The 23,131-nt window shown below is 69.2% G+C and carries 19 protein-coding genes; 6 read left to right on the top strand and 13 right to left on the bottom strand.

Annotated features, from left to right (window positions below):
• Positions 1-54 precede the first annotated feature (54 nt).
• The 5 genes from V7Z82_RS16600 to argG all read right to left on the bottom strand — a co-directional run bounded on the left by V7Z82_RS16600 (position 55) and on the right by argG (position 7,903).
• Positions 55-2,763 (bottom strand): penicillin acylase family protein, encoded by a 2,709-nt coding sequence (locus V7Z82_RS16600; protein ID WP_334152817.1) that lies wholly within the window; start codon positions 2,761-2,763, stop codon positions 55-57.
• A 140-nt stretch (positions 2,764-2,903) separates the two neighbouring features.
• The gene (locus tag V7Z82_RS16595; protein WP_334152816.1) at positions 2,904-4,781 is read right to left on the bottom strand and encodes a YhgE/Pip domain-containing protein; all 1,878 of its coding nucleotides are present in this window, start codon (positions 4,779-4,781) and stop codon (positions 2,904-2,906) included.
• Positions 4,778-5,698: a hypothetical protein gene (locus tag V7Z82_RS16590; protein WP_334152815.1), complete on the bottom strand. Its 921-nt coding sequence runs from the start codon at positions 5,696-5,698 to the stop codon at positions 4,778-4,780. Before V7Z82_RS16590 ends, V7Z82_RS16595 begins: the two co-directional genes overlap by 4 nt.
• Positions 5,695-6,324 carry a TetR/AcrR family transcriptional regulator gene (locus V7Z82_RS16585; RefSeq protein ID WP_334152814.1) on the bottom strand — a complete coding sequence of 210 codons (630 nt, stop codon included), beginning with the start codon at positions 6,322-6,324 and terminating at the stop codon, positions 5,695-5,697. Before V7Z82_RS16585 ends, V7Z82_RS16590 begins: the two co-directional genes overlap by 4 nt.
• A gap of 145 nt (positions 6,325-6,469) precedes the next feature.
• Positions 6,470-7,903, bottom strand: coding sequence for an argininosuccinate synthase (gene argG / locus V7Z82_RS16580; protein WP_334152812.1), 1,434 nt, complete (start codon positions 7,901-7,903; stop codon positions 6,470-6,472).
• Between the two features lie 172 nt (positions 7,904-8,075).
• Between argG and V7Z82_RS16575 the strand changes: the two genes are divergently transcribed.
• The 3 genes from V7Z82_RS16575 (at position 8,076) to V7Z82_RS16565 (ending at position 11,117) form a co-directional block, all read left to right on the top strand.
• Entirely contained in the window at positions 8,076-8,783 is a 708-nt protein-coding gene (locus tag V7Z82_RS16575) for a ZIP family metal transporter (RefSeq protein WP_334152811.1), read from the top strand.
• A 300-nt stretch (positions 8,784-9,083) separates the two neighbouring features.
• Positions 9,084-10,055, top strand: a complete 972-nt coding sequence (locus tag V7Z82_RS16570) for an alpha/beta hydrolase (RefSeq protein ID WP_334152810.1) — start codon at positions 9,084-9,086, stop codon at positions 10,053-10,055.
• A gap of 66 nt (positions 10,056-10,121) precedes the next feature.
• Entirely contained in the window at positions 10,122-11,117 is a 996-nt protein-coding gene (locus tag V7Z82_RS16565) for a hypothetical protein (RefSeq protein ID WP_334152808.1), read from the top strand.
• A 243-nt stretch (positions 11,118-11,360) separates the two neighbouring features.
• On the opposite strand, the gene V7Z82_RS16560 is transcribed toward V7Z82_RS16565, so the two are convergent.
• The 8 genes from V7Z82_RS16560 to V7Z82_RS16525 all read right to left on the bottom strand — a co-directional run bounded on the left by V7Z82_RS16560 (position 11,361) and on the right by V7Z82_RS16525 (position 18,558).
• Positions 11,361-12,467 (bottom strand): hypothetical protein, encoded by a 1,107-nt coding sequence (locus V7Z82_RS16560; protein WP_334152807.1) that lies wholly within the window; start codon positions 12,465-12,467, stop codon positions 11,361-11,363.
• A complete protein-coding gene (locus V7Z82_RS16555; protein ID WP_334152806.1) occupies positions 12,461-13,207 on the bottom strand; it encodes a hypothetical protein in 747 nt (248 codons plus the stop codon). The genes V7Z82_RS16560 and V7Z82_RS16555 overlap by 7 nt, the downstream gene beginning before the upstream one ends.
• Positions 13,204-14,274, bottom strand: a complete 1,071-nt coding sequence (locus tag V7Z82_RS16550; RefSeq protein WP_334152804.1) for a vWA domain-containing protein — start codon at positions 14,272-14,274, stop codon at positions 13,204-13,206. The genes V7Z82_RS16555 and V7Z82_RS16550 overlap by 4 nt, the downstream gene beginning before the upstream one ends.
• The gene (locus tag V7Z82_RS16545) at positions 14,271-15,257 is read right to left on the bottom strand and encodes a VWA domain-containing protein (protein ID WP_334152802.1); all 987 of its coding nucleotides are present in this window, start codon (positions 15,255-15,257) and stop codon (positions 14,271-14,273) included. The genes V7Z82_RS16550 and V7Z82_RS16545 overlap by 4 nt, the downstream gene beginning before the upstream one ends.
• A complete protein-coding gene (locus V7Z82_RS16540) occupies positions 15,248-15,736 on the bottom strand; it encodes a hypothetical protein (RefSeq protein ID WP_334152801.1) in 489 nt (162 codons plus the stop codon). The genes V7Z82_RS16545 and V7Z82_RS16540 overlap by 10 nt, the downstream gene beginning before the upstream one ends.
• Complete coding sequence (locus tag V7Z82_RS16535; RefSeq protein ID WP_334152799.1) at positions 15,723-16,610, bottom strand: DUF58 domain-containing protein; 888 nt, start codon at positions 16,608-16,610, stop codon at positions 15,723-15,725. Before V7Z82_RS16535 ends, V7Z82_RS16540 begins: the two co-directional genes overlap by 14 nt.
• 39 nt (positions 16,611-16,649) lie before the next feature.
• Entirely contained in the window at positions 16,650-17,738 is a 1,089-nt protein-coding gene (locus tag V7Z82_RS16530; RefSeq protein ID WP_442927648.1) for an AAA family ATPase, read from the bottom strand.
• Positions 17,739-17,862: 124 nt separating this feature from the next.
• Positions 17,863-18,558, bottom strand: coding sequence for a Pr6Pr family membrane protein (locus V7Z82_RS16525; RefSeq protein ID WP_334152798.1), 696 nt, complete (start codon positions 18,556-18,558; stop codon positions 17,863-17,865).
• 189 nt (positions 18,559-18,747) lie between these two features.
• Between V7Z82_RS16525 and V7Z82_RS16520 the strand changes: the two genes are divergently transcribed.
• From V7Z82_RS16520 to V7Z82_RS16510, 3 genes are all read left to right on the top strand, one after another.
• A complete protein-coding gene (locus tag V7Z82_RS16520; RefSeq protein WP_334152796.1) occupies positions 18,748-19,416 on the top strand; it encodes a GntR family transcriptional regulator in 669 nt (222 codons plus the stop codon).
• A gap of 126 nt (positions 19,417-19,542) precedes the next feature.
• A complete protein-coding gene (locus V7Z82_RS16515; RefSeq protein ID WP_334152795.1) occupies positions 19,543-21,702 on the top strand; it encodes an adenylate/guanylate cyclase domain-containing protein in 2,160 nt (719 codons plus the stop codon).
• Position 21,703: 1 nt separating this feature from the next.
• Positions 21,704-23,131 (top strand): mechanosensitive ion channel family protein, encoded by a 1,428-nt coding sequence (locus V7Z82_RS16510; RefSeq protein WP_334152793.1) that lies wholly within the window; start codon positions 21,704-21,706, stop codon positions 23,129-23,131.

The following is a 23,131-nucleotide window of genomic DNA, read 5'->3' as shown; positions in this document are numbered from 1 at the left end:
CCTTCGCCCGTCTCCCTTCGACAGGCTCAGGGGCCCAGGCTCAGGGGCCCGGCCTCAGCCCGCCGGCGTCAGCACCAGCGTGTCGACGGTCGCGGCATCCACCTGCTTCGGCGAGAAGGCCCACGGCCGCTGCACGCCGGCTGCCCAGTCCGCAGTCTGATCCACGTAGTTCGCGTGGAACGCATGCCCCGATGCGCCGGTCAGATGGTTCCACGATGAGGCGTCCAGGTCGGCGAGATCGACGACCATGCGCATCGACGGGACCGTCGTCGTCGAGTAGTCGGATCCGATCTCCCAACCCGTCGCGTTCACGACCGAGGCCCCGCCGCTCACCGGGTACGGGCCGCGGTTGAACAGTGCCTCGATCGGTGCGATGCCGGATGAGCCGAGCGTGTCGCTCGTGAGCGTGATCGCGTGCAGGTCGCCCCAGTTCCACCGGTCGACGTCGGTGCCCTGTCTGGCGGACAGCTCGTCGTAGGCATCCTCCGCCGACCGTGCGAGCATCTCGGGCATGCCGGCGACGCCGAGCTTCTCGTTGGTCCAGAGCGGATCGGCGGGGTCGTCGAGCATGGTCGAGACGACCGTGAACAGTCGTCCCTGCCCGTCGCTCGGCAGCGGCTGCTCGCGGTCGGCGAAGACGTTCTGCACGAGGTTCGACCACAGCACGTTCGCATAGGCGGCGCCGGCGGACGACGCCGCGTTCTGCGCATCCCAGGTCTGCAGCAGGTCGACGGCGGCCTTCGGCCCGGCACCGGACACCTCGATGTCGCCGAGTGCGGTGGCCAGCCGCTTGCCGATCCACATCTCGCTGTCCATCTGGATCTCGCGCATGTCCTCGGCGGTGAGCGGTGCGACTGCCGCCCTGCGCTCGATCAGGTGCACGATGCGTGCCGCACGGTAGCCGTAGTCCCAGTCGCGCGAGAGGAAGTACGCGTAGTCGTCAGCGACGATCGCGTTGTTCGCCGTCACGATGTAGCCCGAGCTCGGGTTGTACGACACCGGCAGCTCCTCGAAGGGGATGAACCCGGTCCAGTCGTAGCTGCTGTCCCAACCGGGCTGCGGCATCCATCCGTCACCAGCTCCGCGGATCGGCAGTCGACCAGGGGTCTGGTAGCCGATGTTGCCGGAGGTGTCGGCGTAGATGAGGTTCTGCGCCGGGACATCGAAGAGAGATGCCGCAGCACGGAAGCCCTCGAAGTCCTGCGCGGTCGAGAGCGCGAAGATGGCGGTCGCGGCGGTGCCGGGGTCGAGGGCGGTCCACCGAAGGCTCACCGCGTACTCGGCATCTGCGCCGCTCCCGGGCGGCACCACCTGGGTCCCTGAAGTCCCCTCCTGGGTCCCTGAAGTCCCCTCCTGGGCCCCTGAGCCCGTCGAAGGGTCCGCCGTCAGTCCCGGAAGCGGGTCCTCCGCGATCGCGGAGGAGGCGTCGGTCAGTCCGGAGATGATCGGTCCGTGGCCGGTCGACCGGATGGTCAGCTCGATGTCGTCACCACCCGCGACCTTGATGGTCTCGGTGCGTTCCTCCAGCGGCACGAGCGCGCCGTCACGCCAGTACTGGTCGCCTTCGATCCGCTCGACGTACAGGTCGGTCACGTCGGTGGTGAGGTTGGTGAAGCCCCAGGCGATGCTCTGGTTGTGGCCGATGACGACCCCTGGGAGCCCTGAGAACGAGAACCCGCCGACATCGAAGGGGCACTCGTCATCGACCGTCGAGCACTTGAGCTGCACCTGGTACCAGACCGACGGCAGCGAGGCGCCGAGGTGCGGATCGTTGGCCAGCAGCGGCATCCCCGATTCGGTGAGCGAGCCGGAGACGACCCACGAGTTCGATCCGATCCCCTCACCCACGTCGCCGACCAGGATGCTCGCCGCCTCGATCACGCTGGAGGTCTCCTCCCACTCGATCGTGGTGCTCGCCTCCTGGATGCCGGTGTCGTCCGGCAGCGTGGCCGACGCGGCGTCCGCGTCGGTGCCGCCCTCCTGCACGGCCGTGATCTTCGGCACGATCACGGGATTCTCGTCGAAGGGATACGCGGGATAGAGCTTCTCCAGGAGGGCCTGCGTCTCCGGGGTGGCAGTCGCACCGTCGCCGCCGTCGAGTTCGGCGGCGAGCAGAGCGCGCTCGGTCTCGTCCTCGATGTTGCCGCGGAGGTCCCAGGCCATGGCCTTGAGCCAGGCGACCGAATCCGCCGGCTCCCAGGGTTCGGGTCGATAGTCCGGATTCTGCATGCCGATCACGGCATATTCCAATGAGAGCTCCGCTCCGGAGCGCGATGCGAGATACGCGTTCACCCCGTCGGCGTATGCCTCGTAGTAGCCGAGGGTCGTCTCGTCCATCGCGTCGACTTCGGCCTCGGCGACCGTGCGCCAGCCGAGCGTGCGGAGGAAGGCATCCGTTCCCGCCTGCGATTCACCGAACATCTCGGCGACGCGTCCTGCCGTGACGTGGCGTCGGAAGTCCATCTCGAAGAACCGGTCCTGCGCGTGCACGAAGCCTTCGGCGAAGAACAGGTCGCCCGTGGTGTCAGCCGTGATGGTCGGAATGCCCTGCGAATCGCGCTGCACCGTGACCTCGGCGGAGAGGCCGTCGAGTTCGAGCGAGCCGGACGTCTGCGGGAACGAGCGCTGGATCGTCCAGGTGACGAAGAACGCCGCGGCGACCGCGACCACGACGATGCCGGCCACCACGAGGAACGCGATGCGTCCGATGCGGACGCCGAGCGAGGGGCGTGAGGGGACGGCAGTCGTCTGCGAATCGGTCATCATCGTCGAGAACACTTTCGGGTAGCCAGGTGGGACTCAGTCCCACCGAGCCCCAGAGCGCGTGTCGGGGACGCGCTCTCGCATCCTATCCACACACGTCCGCGCGCGGGGACCCGCAGTGCCGCCGCGCGCGGAGCGGATCACCCGATCAGGCTCGGCTGCAGGTCGCGCAGTGTGCGTCGATGCGTCATGCGGGTGACCCCGAGCATCGCGAACAGCAGCGCGCCGACGAGCCACATCCCGAGCACCGCGAGATCCCAGCCCGCGCGACCCATGCTGCCGCCGTACATGAGCTGGCGCATCGCGTCGACGACATAACCGAGCGGCAGCACGTGATGCAGCGCGGCCAGCGGTGCAGGAAGAGTCTGCCAGGGGAACGTGCCGCCGGCGGTGACGAGCTGCAGCACCATGAGCACGAGGCCGAGGAACTGCCCGACCGACCCGAGCCAGACGTTCAGCGCCAGGATGATCGCCGCGAACGTGGCCGAAGCGAACACCATCACCCCGAGCGTGCCGAGCGGATGGTTGAACGTGAAGCCGAGTGTGAGGGCGAGGATGCCCATCAGGCCGACCATCTGCACGGCGCCGAGCATGGCAGGCGTCATCCAGCCCGCGAGCGTGATGCGCACGGGGGAGTGCAGAGCGGTGATCGCCCGCCGCGAGATCGGCTTCACGATCAGGAACAGCGCGTAGATGCCGATCCACGCCGACAGTGCGGCGAAGAACGGGGCGAGGCCTGCGCCATAGTCCTCCGCGGAGGCGACCTTGTCGCTCGACACCTGCACCGGGTCGGCGATCGTGTCGGCCTGCAGGGTTCGCAGCTCGGGAGTGGATGCCGGGATGGCATCGACGCCGCTCGAGAGTCCGTCGCGCAGCTCGGCCGTGCCCGATGCCAGGGTCTGCAGTCCGTCCCGCAACTGCGCCGCACCCGCGTTCGCGGAGGCGGCTCCGGTCGCGACGGTGCCGGCGCCGGATGCGAGCGTGCCGGCGCCCGATGCGAGTTCGGTGGCGCCCGAGGCGAGGGATGCCGCGCCGGCGGCGAGCTGGTCGACCTTGCCGACGGCACCCTGCACCTGTGCGTTGCCCTCCTGCAGGCGGGCACCGAGGGGGTCGAGCTTCGCGAGGACCTGGTCGACCTCCTCGGGGGTGAGGCCCTGCTCGGTCAGCGCATTCGCGATGTCGGTGCGCACCTGGGGCAGGGCGTTCGCAGCCTGCTGGACCGCATCGCCGGCACGGTCGGCGACGTCGGCGAGCTGACGGTTGCCGTCGCTGACCTGCTGCGCGCCGCCCGCGAGCGTCTGCGCTCCGCTTGCGAGGGTCTGTGCGCCGGTCGCGAGCTGCGCTGTGCCGTCGGCGAGCTGCGCCGTGCCGTCGGCGAGCGTGGTGCTGCCGGATGCCGCGGTGTTCGCGCCGTCCGTCAGCTGCGTCACGCCGTCCACGGCCGTCACCAGGTTGTCGCGCACATCGCTCAATCCGGTGAGCAGTCGTTCGGCCGCCTCGCTGCCGACCATCTCGGCCACCGAACTGCGGATCTTCTCGACGGCCTGCGTGCCCATCGACGATGCGAGGTAGTTGTTCGCGTCGTTGGTCTCGAGCTCGATGCGGGCTTGGTGCGGGGCATCGCCCGCCGCCGAGGTGAGCGCAGCCGAGAAGTCGGTCGGGACCGTCACGGTGAAGTCGACGGTGCCATCGCGGAGCGCGTCGGATGCCTCGTCTGCCGTCATCCGCTGCCAGTCGAAGGCGTTGCCCTCGATGAGGTTCTCGGCGACATCCTCGCCGTAGTTCACGGTCTCGCCGGTCGGAGCCTCGTTGCCGGTCGTCGGCGTCGGGGCGCCCTCGTCGGCCACGACGAGCGCCACCGGGACGTCGGGGAACTTCGCGTACGGGTCCTGATTCGCCCACAGGTAGAGGCCGCCGTAGAGGATCGGCACGCACACGAGTGCGATGAGCGCGATCACGCCCATCCTGCTCGCGGTGAGTCGCCGCAGCTCGGCGGCGATCATGGAGGGAACCTTCATCGCGTGGCTCCGTTCTCGGTGGTGTCGGTCTCGGCCGGGTCGGTATCGGGTGCTTCGGTATCGGGTGCTTCGACAGGCTCAGCAACCCAGGGGTCGGGCGCCGCATCCGAGGGGTCGGGCGCAGCAACCCCGGGGTCGGGCGCAGCATCCGAGGGGTCGGGGGTGTCCTCGACCGTCGCGGGGGCGAATTCGTCAGCGTCGGTCCCTGAGTCCGTCGAAGGGCGGAGAGAGTCGTCATCGGTGTCTGCGCCGGCGTCATCCGCCTCGGGCTCGTCCGGCAGCACGAGCGGCTCGATCGGGCCGGAGGCGTTGATGGCGCCGAGCTCCTGCATCCGCTCCAGCGCAACGGCAGCCGAGCCGCCGACGATCACGAGCATCGCGTAGCCGCGGTCGGCGAACTCGCCTGCGATGCGCCACCACCCGTCCGGACTGCCGCCGTGACGGTCGGGCGAGACGAGCACGACGCCGTCGACGCCCTCGCGGAGCACCGCCAGCTCGCACAGGATGCGCACTCGAGCGGCGGGGTCGATGTTACCGATCGGAACCGAGGCGAGTTCGTGGAAGCCGAGCTGCGTGAGCCAGCGCCGCGCGTGCAGCGGGGTCGCGCCGACGCCTGCGAACATGAGCTCCTCGCCGACGACGCCGGCGAGTGTGATGTCGGCGTGCGGATCACTGACATCCGGCGCATCGACCAGCGCGACGCGTCGGCGGATCTCCTTGGTCTTCGGGACGCCGTCGATGGTCACCCGGCCGGTCTCCGGCCGCATCCGCCCACTCGCGATCAGGCCGAGCACGGTCGGGCGCTGCTCGGTCTCCGCGATCGCGAACCGGACGGCTCCGGTGTGGAACTCGAGGCTCGTCGTGGGGAGGGCCTGCCCGCCGCGCCCCTTGCTCACCTCATGCAGAGTGATCCTCATGCGTGCGCCTCCATGGTCTCGGGGGACAGGATCTCGGGATGCGTCCGCAGCAGTTCGTCGGCCTCTCGCCAGGAGAGTCCGGCGACCGAGAGCACAGCGCTGACGGCGACGTTCGCGGCATCCGGCAGCGATGCGTCGGTGCGCGACACGACGACGCGCGCCATCTCCTCGATCAGTCGGGCGAGTGTCGGCGCGGCGATGTCGGTGCGGAAGACGCCCTCGTCCTGCCCGCGTCGTGTGAGATCGGCGACGGTGCGGCGCAGCGGAGCGAGCGCCTCAGCGGTGTGGTCCACGTGCGATTCGTCGAGCGCGAGGGCGGCGGTGACCTGCACGTGCGCGGTCTCCTGCCACAGCCGAGCGGCGAGGCGGGCGAGGGCGATCCGGGCATCGGGGTCAGTCACCGATGCGGCGATCGCGTTGAAGCGCTGCGCCCCGTGCGCGATGAGCTCGCGGATCAGGGCCTCGCGGTCGCCGAAGTGCCCGTAGAGGGTTCGCCGTGAGAGCCCGGCGCTGCGGGCGATCGTGTCGATCGAGGCGTGCGGATCGACCGCGAGCGCGGAGCGGGCCGCAGACAGGATGCCGATCCGGTTCTCGACGGCGTCACGGCGGGGTGCACGGGAGGTCATGCCTCCATCGTACGTATCATGCACAGTAGTGTGCAAGATAACTCGGAGGACTCACAGCATCCTCTCGCGTCGCCCGGGAACGCAGAAGGGGCGGATGCCGCAGCATCCGCCCCTTCTGCTCGATGGTTCCCGAGCTGCCGAAGGATCAGTCCGTGCCGGAGTCGAACGCAGCCCGCTCGGAAGCCGTGTCGACGGCATCCGCGAGCTGCTCGTTGACGTCTTCGACCGCGCCGGTGATCTCGCCGGACTCCCCGGCGGTCACGCGACCGACGAGCTCGCCGGTCGCTCCGCCGATGAGTCCGAGGCCCGCGTACTGCTCGAGGCGCGAGCGGGAGTCCGCGATGTCGAGGTTGCGCATGGTGAGCTGGCCGATGCGGTCGACCGGGCCGAAGGCGGCGTCGCCGACGCGCTCCATCGACAGCTTCTCCGGGCCGTACGAGAGGTTCGGGGAGACGGTGTCGAGGATCGTCCAGTCGTCGCCACGGCGCAGGCGGATGGTGACCGTGCCCGAGATCGTGAGGCCGACCCAGCGCTGGATCGACTCGCGCAGCATGAGCGACTGCGGCTCGAGCCAGCGTCCCTCGTACATGAGGCGGCCGAGGCGGCGGCCCTGCTCGTGGTAGGTCGCGAGGGTGTCCTCGTTGAGGATGCCGTTGACGAGACGCTCGTACGCGATGAACAGCAGCGCCATGGCAGGTGCCTCGTAGATGCCGCGCGACTTCGCCTCGATGATGCGGTTCTCGATCTGGTCGCTCATGCCGAGGCCGTGGCGTCCGCCGATCGTGTTCGCCTCCATGACGAGCGCCACCGGGTCGCTGTACTCGACGCCGTTGATCGCGACGGGGCGACCCGCCTCGAAGGTCACGGTGACGTCCTCGGTCTCGATCGCGACGGAGGGATCCCAGAACTTCACGCCCATGATCGGATCGACGGTCTCGAGCGAGACGTCGAGGTGCTCGAGCGTCTTGGCCTCGTGCGTCGCACCCCAGATGTTCGCGTCGGTCGAGTAGGCCTTCTCGGCGGAGTCGCGGTACGGGAAGTCGCGGGCGACGAGCCAGTCGCTCATCTCCTTGCGGCCGCCGAGCTCGGTGACGAAGTCGGCGTCGAGCCACGGCTTGTACACGCGGAGGCGCGGGTTGGCGAGCAGGCCGTAGCGGTAGAACCGCTCGATGTCGTTGCCCTTGTAGGTGGAGCCGTCGCCCCAGATGTCGACACCGTCCTCCTTCATCGCGCGCACCAGCATCGTGCCGGTGACCGCGCGGCCGAGGGGTGTCGTGTTGAAGTACGTCTTGCCGCCGGAGCGGATGTGGAAGGCGCCGCAGGAGAGGGCGACCAGGCCCTCTTCGACCAGGGCGGTCCTGCAGTCGACCAGGCGGGATGCCTCGGCCCCGTACTCGAGCGCGCGGCCGGGGATCGACGCGATGTCGTCTTCGTCGTACTGGCCGAGATCGCCGGTGTACGTGAAGGGCACCGCACCCTTCTCGCGCATCCAGGCGACGGCGACGGAGGTGTCGAGTCCTCCGGAGAAGGCGATGCCGACGCGCTCGCCGACGGGAAGAGACTGGAGGACCTTGGACATGGTTCCCAGTCTATCCGCGGGCGGCGCGAGCACATCCGCGCCGAGCGGCCCCTTTGCCCGCGAGCCGGCCCGTGTGCGACGTATGCAACGGGGTGGCTCGCACACAAAGGGGCGGGTCGGCAATCGGGTTCTCGCGCAGGAGTGGGAGAGTGGTCGCGAGACGGAGGTGCGCATGGGCGACGCAGTGCTGTGGGGGACGGTGGCCGCGGCTCCCCTGTTCGTCGGCGCGGTGCTCGCGCTCCTTCGGAAGTGGCCGCCGCGCTGGCTGGGCATCGTGCTCGGCTTCGGCGCCGGTGCGCTCATGGCGTCGATCGCCTTCGAGCTGTGGGAAGAGGGTCTCGACCTCGCAGGGCCCATCCCGCTCGTCGGCGGGGTCGCAGCCGGCGCGCTCAGCTACTACATCGCCGCTCGCATCCTCGACGCTCGGGCCGCGAAGAAGAAGTCGCAGGCCGGCGGCGGACAGCTCGCGGTCGGCGCGCTGCTCGACGGCATCCCCGAGCAGCTGGTGCTCGGCATCGGCCTGGCCTCCGGTGAACCGGTCAGCGTCGCGCTGGTGATCGCGATCCTCGTCTCGAACCTGCCGGAGTCGATCGGCTCGGCATCCGATCTGCTGGACGGCGGCATGGCGAAGTCGCGCGTGCTGCTCCTGTGGGCCGGGGTCGCCGTGATCTGCGCGCTCGCCACGGTCGCCGGCTTCCTGCTCGCCAGCGCGACCGGCGATGACTTCCGGGCGGCGGCGAGCGGCTTCGCAGCGGGCGCCCTGCTCGTGATGCTCGTCGACTCGATGATCCCCGAGGCGCAGTCCAAGGCCAAGGAGTCCACCGGCCTCGCCACCGTGCTCGGCTTCGCGCTCGCCGCTGGCCTGTCGCTCGCCTCCTGAGCTCGTCGCTTCCCCGAGCCGGCTGGGCGGTTGGGTTGGCTGGGTCCCTGAGCCTGTCGAAGGTGTTCCGGTCGCACTTCGTGCCGCCTGATCCGCGCCGGGGCGACATCAACTGCGACCGGAACGGAGCGGGGGAGCACGAACTGCGACCGGAACGAGGGGACACCGTGAGCCCGCCAACCGGCGGATGAACCGCGCCGAAGCGGTACCGGGCGGCGGGTTACGCTCGACTTGGACGTGCAGGATGCTGGCGGGACGCCGCCACGCAGACGGCGAGAACACGAGAACAAAGGAGTTCTGATGGCTGAAACGACCCTGGCCTGCCCGCCGTTCGACCCGGAGCTGGAAGCAGCCCTCGCCCTCATCGGCGACCAGATGCCGTCGACCCTCACGCCCGAGATGATCCCACTGCTGCGGCAATCGCCGGTGACAGGAACGGAGGATGTCTTCGCGCTGCTCGACGAGCGCGGCTTCACCCGTCGGGACGTGACGATCGCCGGCCACGACGGCGACGAGATCGTCGTCTCGGTGGTCGCGAAGGCAGGCCGGACCGGCACGGGCCCGGGGTTCTTCCACACGCACGGCGGCGGCATGATCCTCGGCAACCGCTGGCTCGGCGTCGCGGGCTTCCTCGACTGGGCTGAACGGTTCAACGGCGTCATCGTCACGGTCGAGTACCGCCTGGCGCCGGAGTTCCCCGACCCGTATCCCGTCGAGGACTGCTACGCGGGCCTCGTCTGGACGGCCGAGCACGCGCAGGAGCTCGGCATCGAGGCGAGCCGCATCCTGATCGGCGGCGGCAGCGCAGGGGGCGGTCTCGCGGCCGGCACGGCCCTGCTCGCCCGTGACCGCAAGGGCCCGGCGCTGATCGGGCAGCTGCTCATCTACCCGATGCTCGATGACCGCGACGAGACCGTGTCCACGAAGCAGGTCGACGGCATCGGCGTGTGGGACCGCGGCTCCAACGTCACCGGCTGGACTGCGCTGCTCGGCGATCGGGTCGGCACCGACGAGGTCTCCATCTATGCCGCGCCGGCTCGGGCGACCGACCTCTCCGGCCTTCCGCCGGCGTTCATCGACTGCGGCAGCGCCGAGGTGTTCCGTGACGAGGACGTCGCCTACGCCTCGAAGCTCTGGGAAGCCGGGGTCCAGGCCGAACTCCACGTGTGGGCCGGCGGATTCCACGGCTTCGACGGCTTCGCCCCGCACTCCGCGGTCGCGCAGGCAATGGTCGCGGCGCGCGACGACTGGGTCAACCGCCTGCTCGGCTGATCCGCTCCACCCTCGCGGTCGCCGGCCGACCCCGTAGGGTGGAATCCCCGTGCGATGGAGCCCGACATGCAAGATCTGCTGGGGCGGCTCACCGCCCTCGATCCGGACGCGAGCGAGACGCTCAAGGTCGTCTCCTACTTCGACACGCTGGTCGCGCGTTCGGTCGGCGTCGAGAGCATGCTCCGCGGGGCCGCTGTGCTCAGCGGAGCGACCGTCGGGCAGCGGGATTCGCGCCGGATCATCCGGGTCAGGGCCGACGGGGTCCGGATCGAGCCCGTCGACCCGGGCGGGCGATGGATGCTGCGCGAGAGCGGACCCGATGCGGTCGCCTGGATCGAGCGCGAAGGCGACCCGCATACGAACGACGCGATGATCCTCGAGCGACTGACCCTCGCGCTCGGCATCCTGCGGGCGCGACGTGCCGGCGATGCGGAGAGCGCCGTCGAGGTCGCGATCAGCACGTTCACGAGTGCGGAGGAACGGGCGGCCGCACTCCAGCGGCTCCGGCTGTCGGCCGGCGCGCTCCGGGTCGTCGCCTCGCCACCTGACCCGGCGCCACTGCCGCAGCATCCATCCGCCGTGGTCGCGACCAGGCACGGTCTGACCCGCGCGACGATCATCCCGGCCGACACCGATGAGGAGCACGTCTGGACCGCCGCCGGCGATCTGCGGGTGGGGGTCGGGACGGCGCAGGATGCCGCGCATCTCCCCGATTCCTGGACGGCAGCGCTCATCGCGGTCCGGCTGACGACGGCCGTGGAACCGGTGGTCGGCGCCGACGATCTCGGCGCCGTGCTGCTCATCGCCGAGGCTGCGGAATCACGAGCACTGCATCCGGATGCCGCTGCGCTCGCCGCCCTCGACGATCGCAGTCGCGAGCTGCTCGACGCGGTGGTCGACGAGCAGAGCGTCCGTGCCGCGGCCGTGCGTCTCGGTCGGCATCACTCCAGTGTGCAGGAGCGGCTGACCGCCCTGATCGAGCAGTTGGGCTACGACCCGCGCACCTCGCGGGGTCAGGCGCGGTTCGTCGTGGCACGGATGCTGCTGCGTCTCGCACCCTGACGCCGAGTCGCCTCCCCTGGGTCCCTGAGTCGCCCTCCGCTGGGTCCCTGAGTCGCCCCCCTGGGTCCCTGAGCCGCCCCCCTGGGTCCCTGAGCTTGTCGAAGGGCCCGACGCTTCGACAAGCTCAGCGACCCAAAGAGGGGGGCTCAGCGACCCAAGGGGGCTCAGCGACCCAAAGGGGGACTCAGCGACCCGAAGAGGAGGCCGAGCGACCCGAAGGGGGCCAGTTGCCCGAAGAACGCGTCAGAACCCGGGGTAGTCCTGGAGCTTCTGCTCGAACTCGGCGCGATCGGCCTCGCTCAGCACGGCGCTGCCGAGCACTGACAGCTGCAGCCCCTCGAGCGGTTCCCCGGTGCGTGCGCTCTGCGCCTCGCGGTTCGCCCGGAAGTCGCCGCTCGGATCGTTCGACAGATCGTAGATGTTCGCGTAGAACCGCAGCGGGTCGGGGTAGTTCTCGGTGTAGTACTCCCAGGTGTGCTGGGTGCGTGGATCGTCGCTGCCGTAGAGCTTCGCGATCATGGTCGGATCGATGCCCGACACGGCCGGCTCGTTGAAGCTGTAGAGGCTGAAGAGCCCGTGCTCGGCGATGACGTCGTCGATGACCTGCATGACCTCGAGCTTGCGGGCGTAGTCCTGGATCGGCTCGTTCGTGGCCCAGCCGACCGACGTGTACTCATACAGCATCGACTCGCCGCCGTAGCCGTTGCGCTCCGGACGGAGATCCTCGTCGCCCACCTGCACCCAGGTGTAGCCGAACTCGTCGGTCAGCCGCTCCCGGATGTCGGCGAACAGACTGTCCGCATCCGCCCGCACCGCTTCCAGCGACTGCTGGCTGAGCACATCCTGCGGGTTGGTGCCCTTGATGCCGGGGTAGGCCTCCGCGTGCTTCTGCTCGTCGGACTTCGCTCCGTCGTAGTTGCCGGATGCCGAGGTCTGCAGCGCGCTCATGCCGCCGACGGTCGCGACGTTGAACAGGATGGTCACGATCAGCGCGACCGCGCCCAGTCGGCGTCCTCGTGCGGAGATCAGGGCGGCGACGATCACGCCGACCACGAGCAGCTGCAGGGCGAGCATGGTGACGCCGTAGAGCGCGTCGGTGGCTCCGGCGATCAGGGTGCCGAACAGGATCACCACGAACAGGATGCTGCCGACGAGTGCGATCCACCCGATCGCGTTCGCAGATCGCTTCTCCTCGGCGTCGAGGGTCTCGACCGTGGGCACCGGCGGCACCCACGACGACGGCGCATCCGCGCGACGCGCGCCGCGGTACCCACCGGGAGGCGGCACAGGCGGTGCACCCTCGGTGCCGGCGACGTAGCGCGCTCGTTGCTTCTCGTGGTCCATCACCATGGCTTGTCCGTCCCGGAGCTCCCAGGATCGTCGTCGTCCTGCTGCTGGTCCCGCTCCTGCGTGCCCTGGTCGAGCTTGTCCTGCAGGTCCTGCAGCTTGTCCTCGGACGGCTGCGGCTCCTGCTCCTGCGGCTGCTCCTCCGGCGGCGGCGGCTGATCCTGCTGCTTCTCGGTGAGGCGCTGCTCCGTGTCGTCGAGCGTGTCCCCCATGTCGCGCTGCGGGTCGGAGGACTGCTGCTGCGCCTCGTCGCTGCGGCACTCGTCAGGGGTCTCGAGCGTGATCGTGAGGGCCTCGCCGTAGAGGGTCGCGGCACCGGGCCCGTCGCCGTCTGCTCTGGCGGCATCGCCCTGCCGCTCGACCACGAGGGCGAGGTTGATGCGCACGCCGCACACCTCGAGTCCCGTGGCGAGTGCGAGGGCTTCTTCGAGTTCGGCCCTGGCCTCCGGCAGCTGCTCGGCTCCGGCCAGCGCTGTGCCGACGTTGAACGGCGCCTTGTACGGCTCGAACCAGTTCAGGAACTCCTGGCCGCGAGCCGAGGCCTCCGATCCCGCGTAGTCGTCGACGACGTAGGAGGTGATCGCCTGGTGGGCGAAGGCGTACATGCTGAGGATCTTGCCGACGAACAGCAGGGCGGCGAGTGTGAGCGGCAGCGTGCCGATCGCGATCCAGCGGCGGATGCTCCGGCGCCGACGGTTCGCCGCGAGCAGCGCGGCCGCGGGGTTCGGTTCGGTGTGGCTCATCGTGCACCTCCGTCCGGCCGGGGCGAAGGGCGCGGCGCGCGAAGCCCGCGCAGCCGGGCGATCAGCATGGTCGCTCTCGTCAGCTCGAAGCCGAGCAGCGCGACGATCAGCAGGGCCGCGATCCAGTACAGCTCGGTGACATTGCCGACCTCGCCGGATTCGGCGTAGCTGGTCGTGGTCGAGGGCGCCTCCGGCAGCGTCGGCGGGGTGTCGGCCGTGCGGTGCTGGTACTCGACGCCGAGCTGCTCTGCCACCGCCTCGAGGTTCGCCTCGTCGATGGTCGAGCGTGCGTCAGTGCCCTGGTACTCGATGTAGCCGGAGTCGTCGGTGCCGAGTCCGCCGCTCGTGATCCGCATCGGTCCGCCCTCGGCGGTGCCGTAGCCGAACACCGCGCCGGCATCCGTGTACTTCGCGCTCGCGCTGAAGGGCTCCGGCGTCGAGGTCGCGGTCTGCTCGCCGTCGCCGAAGTAGAACACCATGCGCGAGCGGTCCGGCGACGATTCGGCCGCGGCCTTCAGCGTCTCGGCGACCAGCGGCGCCGCGATGCCGATCGAGCTGCCTCGCGATCGGCTGGTGACCTCGGGGCGCAGCACCCCGAGCGACCCGACCAGCGCGGTCGTGTCGGTGGTCAGCGGCATCCGCAGCTGCGCGGCCGCGTCGAAGGTGACCAGCGCGAACCGGGCGCCGGGGTATTCGGTGATCAACGCCGCCACGTCGTCGCGCACGCCGTCGAGGCGCGGCTGGCCGTCGGCCCAGTCCTCGGCCACGATGCTCGATGTGGTGTCGACGACCAGCAGGATGTCGGTGTCGGTCGCGAGGGTCTGCGTCGCGCCTCCCGGGATGCCAGGGCGCAGCAGCATCACCAGGCAGGCGAGCACCATGACGAGGCGCAGCGACCAGACCGTGCGGTGCGAGCGGAGCCCGCGGTGCGCCCCCTTCGACGAGCGCAGGGACCCAGCTGCAGCGTTCCGGGGCGAAGGTCGCACGATCACCCAGACGACCAGCGCGATCACGGGGGCGAACAGCAGCAGGAGCAGCAGCGGATGCAGGACGGGCTGGACGATCACAGTCTCACCCTCCACAGCACCACGATGAACGCGAGCAGCCCGGCCATCAGCACGACGATCCAGAGGTTCGGGGTGTCGGTCCACACGATCTGCGCCTCGCCGCGCAGTTCCGTCGCCTCCTGCTCCTGCACCTGGTCGACGATGTCGGCGACGGTCGTCGTGTCGCGGAGTCCGAAGGCCGCACCCCCGGTCGCCTCAGCAGCAGCGGTCAGCTCGGCGCTGACATCGGCATCCTTGCCCTGCACGGGGTTCAACGCGAACACCCGCACGTCCTTCGAGGCGGCGAACGCGGCTGCCTCCTCGAGCGTGACGATCGAGGCGCCGTTGATCTCGTTGTCGGTGGCGAAGATCACCGAGCGCGAGCGCTGGTCGTCCGGGCGGTCGAAGCCCATCGTGCACGCGGCGAGCCCGTCGCCGATCAGCGATGCGCCATTGCCGTTCAGCGTGCCGACCCAGTGCTCCGGGATCTCGTCGACGTAGTCGAAGCTCTGCATCATGGTCTCGAGGTGTCCGCGGATGAAGTCGTAGTCATCGGTCAGCGGGAAGATCTGCACCGGCGAGCTGTTGAAGATCGTCAGCCCGATGCGCTCCCCCTCGAAGTCCTCGAGCAGCTCCTCGAACACGCTCAGCACCTCGACGTCGACCTCGCTCATCGAGCCGGACACGTCGAGGCACAGCATGATGTCGCGGCTGGTGTTCACCGGCTGGATCGTCTGCGACGACATCGGGCGCGCGGCCACGACGCCCGCGGCGATGACGGTGATCACCCCGATCGCGAGGATGCCGGTCAGGGCGACGGTGCGGCGGACGAGTGCCTCGCGGAAGGAGGGGAGTGCTCGCAGTCGTTCGGCGCGAGCGATGCGGGCGGCGTCCGCGGGGTCGGCGTGACCACCGCGGCGCAGTCCGAGGACGAGACCGAGCGCGATCGCGATCACGGCCACCCCGATCGCGGCGAGGAGCACCCAGAGGTTCGCTAGTGCCATGTGCGCACCACCGTCCGCGCCGCTTCGGCGCCGGCGATCGGGTCGACCGGAGGCCCCTGGCGGAAGATGCTCGGGTAGTAGTGGCGGCCCATCGCATCCAGCAGCGCGGGGTGCACGCCACGGGCCTTGAGATCTTCGAGCGTGAGCACCGGGGCTTCGAGGCCGCTGTACTCGTTGACGAAGGTGCGCACGACTCGGCTGAGCTCGAGGTTGGCGTTGCGGGGCGACAGCCGTCGTTCGCGGTAGTCCGTCTCGATCTGCTGGATGCGCTCGAAGTACTCCGTCCGCAGCTGCGAGAGCACATCGGTGGTGAGCACCGGCCGCTGCCCGGCATCGGCGATGATCATGCTGCGCCGCGGGCGGGTCAGCATGATCACCAGCCAGGCCGCCGTGATCAGCAGGATCAGGACGCCGATGGCCAGCAGCATCCATCCCCAGCCGTACTGGGCAGGGGGGTACAGCTCGTCAGAACCGGGCATTCGACCTCCGGTTCAGCAGGTGCAGCAGCTGCGCCACCGCATCCGCCTGTCCGTCGAGCACGGCGTGACTGATCTCCATGCGCTGCAGCGTCTCGGCGAGGTGCGCGGCATCCGCCGCGGTCTGCGCCGCCAGCTCCTGCACGATGCCCAGGTCGCCCTGCACGAAGTCCGGCACCTCCCAGCGGCTGTCCACGTCTCGGCGGCTGCGGTCGGTCGTGTGGTCGAGCACCGGCTCGGCATCGCGGACCGTGAGCCAGAGCACGTCGTGCTGCACGCGCAGTCGGCGCAGCATCCGCTCGGTCTCGTCGGTGATCGGCGCCTCGTCGGTGACGACCACCACGATCATGCGGCGCGAGATCGTGCGGGTCACATACGAGAGCAGGGCGTCGCGGTCGCTCGGGTGCGAGCTCTCGTCGATCGCCCGATCGATCGTGCGCAGGGCGTGCTCGAGCGCACCCTCGCTGCGCCCGGGAGCGAGACGACGCACGCGCGCGGCGTCTCCGTACACGGCGGTGAAGTCGTCACCATGGCGCAGGGTCAGCACGCCGAGGGCACCTGTCGCGAGGATCGTCAGGTCCTTCTTCGACTGCTCATCGGCGGCCAGCGCGGCCATCGACCTGCCGGTGTCGACCACGAAGAGGATGGTGTGCATGCGGGTCGCCCTGTGCCGCTTGACCAGGGGAGTGCCGAGCCGCGCGGTCGCCCGCCAGTCGATGTCGCGCACCTGATCGCCGTACTCGTACTTGCGCAGGTCCTCGAAGTCGAGACTGCGCCCGTGCAGCAGCGATGCGTAGGCGCCGTCGAGCGCATGCATCGAGGTGCGCGACGAATGGATGAAGAGCTTGCTCTTCACCTGCGCGATCAGACTGGCCATGGGTCCCTGAGCTCGTCGGAGGGTCGAAGGATCGACGGGTCAGGGGGTCGGCACCGAGGCGAAGATCTGGTCGATGATCTCCTCGCTGCGGACGCCCTCAGCATCGGCTTCGAACGTCAGCAGCACGCGGTGGCGCAGCACGAGGTGCCGCAGCTCGCGGATGTCCTCCGGCAGCACGTGCGCGCGGCCCTTCAGCAGCGCGAGGGCGCGAGACGCCTGCAGGAACGCGATGCTCGCACGGGGACTCGCGCCGTACTTGATGAACCTGGCGCGGTCCTCGCCGATGTACGGAGCCGGGTTCCTGGTCACATAGGCGATCGACACGATGTAGTTGCGGATCGCGGGGTCGACGTAGATGCGGCTCGCGACGTCCTGCAGCAGGCGGACGTCGTCGAGCGTGATCGCGCTGGTGACGTGACGGTCGGGGTCGAGCACGCCGGAGTCGATGCGTCCGAGGATCTCGAACTCCTCGGCCGGGCTCGGATACTCCACGATCTCCTTGAGCAGGAAGCGGTCCATCTGCGCCTCGGGCAGCTCGTAGGTGCCCTCCTGCTCGATCGGGTTCTGCGTCGCGATCACGAGGAACGGCTTGGGCAGGTGGTGCACCTCGCCGCCGATCGTGGTCTGGTGCTCCTGCATCGCCTCGAGCATGGCGCTCTGGGTCTTCGCGCTCGAGCGGTTGATCTCGTCGAGCAGCACGAAGTTGGCGTGCACCGGGCCGAGCACGGTGCGGAACGATCCGGTCGCCGCGTCGTAGATCTGATTGCCGGTGATGTCGCTGGGCAGCAGGTCCGGTGTGCACTGGATGCGCTTGAACTGCGCCTTCACGGTGTCGGCGAGGGTGCTCGCCGCCGTGGTCTTGGCGAGGCCCGGCACGCTCTCGAGCAGGATGTGCCCTCCGGCGATGAGCGACACCAGCAGGCTCGTGCGGAGTCGCTCCTGGCCGACCATCTTGGCGGAATACGCGTCGGAGACGATCGACAGCACCTCGCCGGCTCTGGCCATCTCCGCGGAGCTCGGGGTGCCGTTCGCCGGTGCCGGAGTCGCCGGGGCCACCGGCCGCTGGGCTGCGGGCGGAGGCGGCGGGGCCTGCGAGGACTGCTGGTCCGACGCGTAGGGCTCGGTCATCTGGTGGCTCCCTCGATCTTCCGGAGGCGCACGTCACGTCCAGCCCCCGGAAACAGCGTAACCGCATCGGCTCCGAGGTCGGCCCGGCCGCCGCCCCCGTCTGCGGGATCGGGTGGAGGATGCGTCAGGGGGCGCGGGTGCCGCGGCGGCGGCCGATCCAGACGACGCCGGCCGCGACGCCGATCACCGCGATCGCGATGCCGATGATGTAGCCGGAGACGCCGAGATACCCGCCGGGGACGCGGTGCGGGTCGAGGAAGGGATACGGGTACCACCAGGGATCGCCGGTGGCCGGCGCGACGATGAGGTTCGCGCGGACGAGCGTGTAGACGGCCCACACGATCGGGAAGATCGCGGTGATGAAGATGGCGTTCCACCCGAGCGCCCTGCGCCGAGGCGCGAACAGCACATCGACGAGCAGGAACAGCGGGATGACGACGTGCAGCACCTCGTTCGACCACGGCACGGTCGCGCCCTGCGGGAGCTCCACCCCGCGGAGGAGGATGTTGTAGACGATGCCGGTGACGATCATGTAGGTGCTCACGCAGACCAGCAGGATCGCGAACCAGCGCGGCTCCGGGGTGTCCGACCCACGGTGCCGGAGCGCCCAGATCGCACCGATTGCCAGCACGATGGCTGCGAGGAGGTTCGCCTCGATCGTGAAGAAGCTGAGGAAGTTCGCCGCGACCGTCGGCACGTGCGAGCCCCACTCGGTGCTCGACTCGAGCGCGTTCTGCATCGATCTCGCCAGCTGGGCGATGATCGCCGCCAGTGCGAGGATGGATGCCGCGATGCGGGCGTAGGGCCACCAGGTCTTCATTTCGCCTCCGTCGCCACTGTAGCGGTGCGGTCGCGGGATGCGATTGCGGTTTTCGGATGCGGATGCCGCTTTCGAAAGCGGCAACATATCGCTATACATGGCTCATACCCGATGCTGTCGTGATCACCCGATTCATCGACGGCTCGGGTGCGCTCTGGGGGCGCACGGATGACGGGGAAGGCAGGAATCATGGTCGATTCGCACCTGCGGGCGAGGCTGGGTCCGTTGGGCCAGGGCGCAGTGCTCGGCGACCGTGTGTTCGAGACGATCAGTGATGCGATCGTGTCCGGGAGGCTCGCCCCCGGAGAGCGGGTGAGCGACAAGGAGATCGCCGAGGCGCTCGACATCTCCCGCACTCCGGTGCGGGAGGCGCTGCAGCATCTCTCCTGGCTCGGGCTCGTCGAGGTGTCGCCGAACCGCTTCACCAAGGTCACCGCGGTCAGCGCGGAGACGATCGCGCACACGCTCGAATACACCGGCATCCAAGCAGGAGTCGCCATCCAACTCGCAGTGCGACGGATGGATGACGACGCGATGCTCGAGGCCGTCTCGTTGCTCGATCGCATGATCGCGGCATCCGACGTCGATCACGCGGCCGACCTCATGCTCTCTGCCCGCATGTTCGTCGGGTTCCTCACCAGGCAGTCCGGCAATCCGCTCTTCGTCTCAGGGATGTACGCGGCCGACCTGCTGGTCACCAGGAACCTGCGTGGCACCGACGTCATGCTGGGCACGGCGGAGTCACGCGGCGAGTGCTACCGGCAGATGCGGGCCGCCATGGTGTCGAGGGATGGGGATGCCGCCGAGCAGTGGTTCCGGCATGTGCACCGGGAGATCATGGCGCTGCTTCCGGGCTGAGTCGATTCATCGCGGTTCGTGTCGCTGCGATGACATTCTCGGAAGAACGCTGGATCGACGGCCCGGTATATCGGTAGCCTCCTCACCAGGGGCGCCTCTTCGAGGCGTGGCGACGGAGGGCGGCGGATGAGCGACACCGGTGTGAGCACCACGAAGAGCGCTGGCGAAGGGCGACCGAAGCGGGTCCGCGCCGGGTTGAGCATCCAGTCGAAACTCCTCATCATGCTCCTGGCGGTGAGCCTGGTGTCGTCGGTGATCGTCGGAGCCATCGGCTTCATGAACGGTCGGCAGTCGCTGCACGACGCGGCGGTCGATCAGCTCATCACGATCCGCTCGATGCGCGCCGCCGAGATCACGGACGCGATCGAGGGCATCAAGCGGGATGCCTCGTTGCACTCGCGCAACCTCAGCGCGCAGACACTGTCCACCGAGGTGAACGCGGGCTTCGAGGAGCTCCAGCAGCGGGAGGTGACGCCCGAGGAGCGAGCGCAGCTCGAGGCGTACTACACCGACACGTTCATCCCGGAGCTCGAGACCCGCACCGGCGACCAGTACGGGGACAGTGCGTTCATCCCGGAATCCCCGGCCGGACAGTACCTGCAGACGAAGTTCACGGTCGAGAACACCGACTTCGACGAGGACTACGACACCCTCCTGAACGACAACGACCCCGGTGACGGCAGTGCCTACGCCATCGCCAGCGAGCGCTACGGCGACTACTACACGCGCCTCGTCAACGAAGCGGGCTATGAGGACGCGCTGCTGATGAATCTCGACGGCGACGTCGTGTTCTCCGCCTACAAGGGCGCCGAGCTCGGCACCAATCTCCTCGCCGGACCGTACCGCGACACATCCCTGGCGAAGGCGTACGTGGATGCGATCGCCACGAACTCGGTCAGCACGGTCGTCCTGACCGACTTCGAGCGCTGGATCCCGTCGCTCAACGTTCCGACCATGTGGGTGCTGTCGCCGGTCGGCAACAGCAGCCGGATCACCGGCGTGATGGCGTTCCAGGTGTCGATCGAGACCATCAACGACCTCACGACGGGATCGGAGGGTTGGAAGGCGCAGGGGCTCGGGGACACCGGCGAGGTGTACCTGGTCGGGCGAGACGACCTGATGCGCAGCAACGCCCGACGACTCATCGAGGACCCGGAGCACTACGAACAGCTCGCGATCAACGGCGGCACGCCGCCGAGCGTCGCCAAACGGATCATCGAGGTGGGCGGCAGCGTGCTGCTCCAGCCGATCAACACCAGGGCCGTCGCGGAGGCGCAGACCGGCCGCAGCGGCACCACGACCGGACGGGACTATCTCGGCGGTGACAGCGTGACCGCCTATGCACCCCTGGAGATCGACGGTCTCGATTGGGTGATCGTCGCGCGCATCGACTCCGCAGAGGCCTTCGCGCCGGTGAGCGAGTTCACGAGGATCGTGCTGCTCTCGCTGCTCGGCATCCTGCTCGGCGTCTCGCTGCTGTCGCTGCTGCTGGCGCAGGTCTTCACGAGGCCCATCCATCGACTCGTCGGCGCCGTGCATCGTGTCGCCGAGGGCGATCTCGACGTGCAGGTGCCGCAGGGCTCTCGCGATGAGTTCGGCGACCTCGGCAGCGCGTTCAACGACATGGCGTCGAGCCTGCGCATCAAGCAGGAGCTGATCGAGGACCAGCAGGCCGAGAACGAGAAGCTGCTGCTCACGCTCATGCCCGAGAGCGTCGCGACGAAGTACAAGCAGGGCGACGAGACGATCTCCGAGGCGCACGAGAACGTGTCGGTCGTGTTCGCCGAGCTGATCGGCTTCGACGACTACGCCCGCGGACTCTCCGGCGATCAGGAGATCGGCCATCTGAACACGCTGATGCGCGGCTTCGACGAGGCGGCGGAGAAGGCCGGGGTCGAGAAGGTCCGCACGCTCCGCGGCGGCTACCTCGCGTCGTCCGGACTGGTCGTGCCGCGGGTCGACAACGTGCGGCGCAGCGTCGACTTCGCCCGCAACCTGCTCGGCGTGATCGAGCGGTTCAACGCCCAGAACGGTTCGGCGATCGGCCTCCGTGCCGGTGTCGACACCGGCACGGTCACGAGCGGCCTGGTCGGACGCACGAGTCTCGCCTACGACCTCTGGGGCGACGCCGTGAACCTCGCCTACCGGGTGCGCTCGGTCACAGGAGAACCCGGCATCTACGTGAGCCAGACCGTGTACGACCGCTCGCGTGAGATCTTCACCTTCGTCGAGGCGGGAACGATCGAGACCCACGGCAAGGCCGAGACGGTCTGGAAGGTGGCCTGACATGCTCGACGAGGCCTTCCGTGACGGGTGGGGCTGGTGGGTCATCGCGATCGCCGTCGGCGTGCCGGTGCTGCTCGTCGTCCTCACCGAGCTGATCAACGGGCTGCGGCGGCGCAACAGCCCGATCGCCGGACCGCTGCGGCTGCTGCGCAACGGCGTGATCCCCGCCGGCGCGCTGTTCGCGCTGCTGGCATTCGCGATCCAGTCACCGGCAGACCAGGTCTGGACCCGAGTGGTCGCGACGGTGTTCGGCTTCCTCGTGATCCTGCTGGTGCTCTCGTCGTTCAACGTCGCGCTGTTCGCGAATGCGGCGCCCGACTCCTGGCGCAAGCGCATCCCGTCGATCTTCCTCGAGATCGCCCGGCTCGTGCTGGTGGCTCTCGGCCTCGCGCTGCTGTTCTCCTGGGTGTGGGAGGCCGATGTCGGGGGGCTCTTCACGGCGCTCGGCGTCGGGTCGATCGTGATCGGCCTCGCACTGCAGAACGCGGTCGGCGGTGTCATCTCAGGCCTGCTGCTGCTGTTCGAACAGCCCTTCAAGATCGGCGACTGGCTCGACACCGGTGGCGTGAAGGGGCGCGTGGTCGAGGTGAACTGGCGCGCCGTGCACATCCAGACCGGCAACAGCATCCAGATCGTGCCGAACTCCACGCTCTCCGGTGCATCGTTCACGAACATGAGTGCGCCGAGCGGCACCTACTCGGCCACGACGACCGTCGCCTTCACGACCGACGACCCGCCGCACGAGGTCATGGCGCTGCTGGCCGAGGTCGCCGAGGCGCTGCCGATGCGCCTGCAGGAGGAACGCGCCGAGGTGGATTACATCGGCAAGGGCGCCTACGAGGTCACGATTCCCGTGAACGCCCCGGGGGAGGCGCAGCGTGCGCTCTCGTTGTACCTGTCGTGGCTCTGGTACGCGTCACGACGCCGTGGGTTCGCGCTCGACGGCGACGCGACCGATCCGATCGCCGAGCCCGCTCGGCTGGCCGAGGCCATCGAGAAGGTCGGCCCGACGCTGCACCTTCGCGACGAGGACCGTGAGGCGATCCTCGCCGGCACCAGGCTCGAGCGATACGGCGTCGGTGAGCTCGTGCTGGGCTCCGGCGTCGTGCCTGACCGCGTGCTGATCGTGGTCTCGGGTCGTGCCGCGCTCGGCATCGAGGCCGATGGTGGTCGAGTCGACTTCGCCGTCGCGGAGCACGGTGACATGATCGGGCACACCGCGCTGACCAGGGAGCGCACGCAGACGGTCGCCGTGGCATCCGACATCCTGACCGTCCTGTCAGTGCCGCTGGCGATCATCGATCAGCTGATCCAGACGCGTCCACGGCTCGCGGCCGAGATCGGCGAGGCGCTCGAGCTCAAGCGCAAGCTGGCCGCGGACGCGCTGAACGCGATCGGCCTCTCACGGCCGATCGCGCGCAAGCGCTGA

It is taken from the genome of Microbacterium sp. (assembly GCF_036823965.1).
GTDB lineage: Bacteria > Actinomycetota > Actinomycetes > Actinomycetales > Microbacteriaceae > Microbacterium.
The sequence above is the reverse complement of the archived record's forward strand: the minus strand, read 5'-3'. Positions and strand labels throughout refer to the sequence as shown.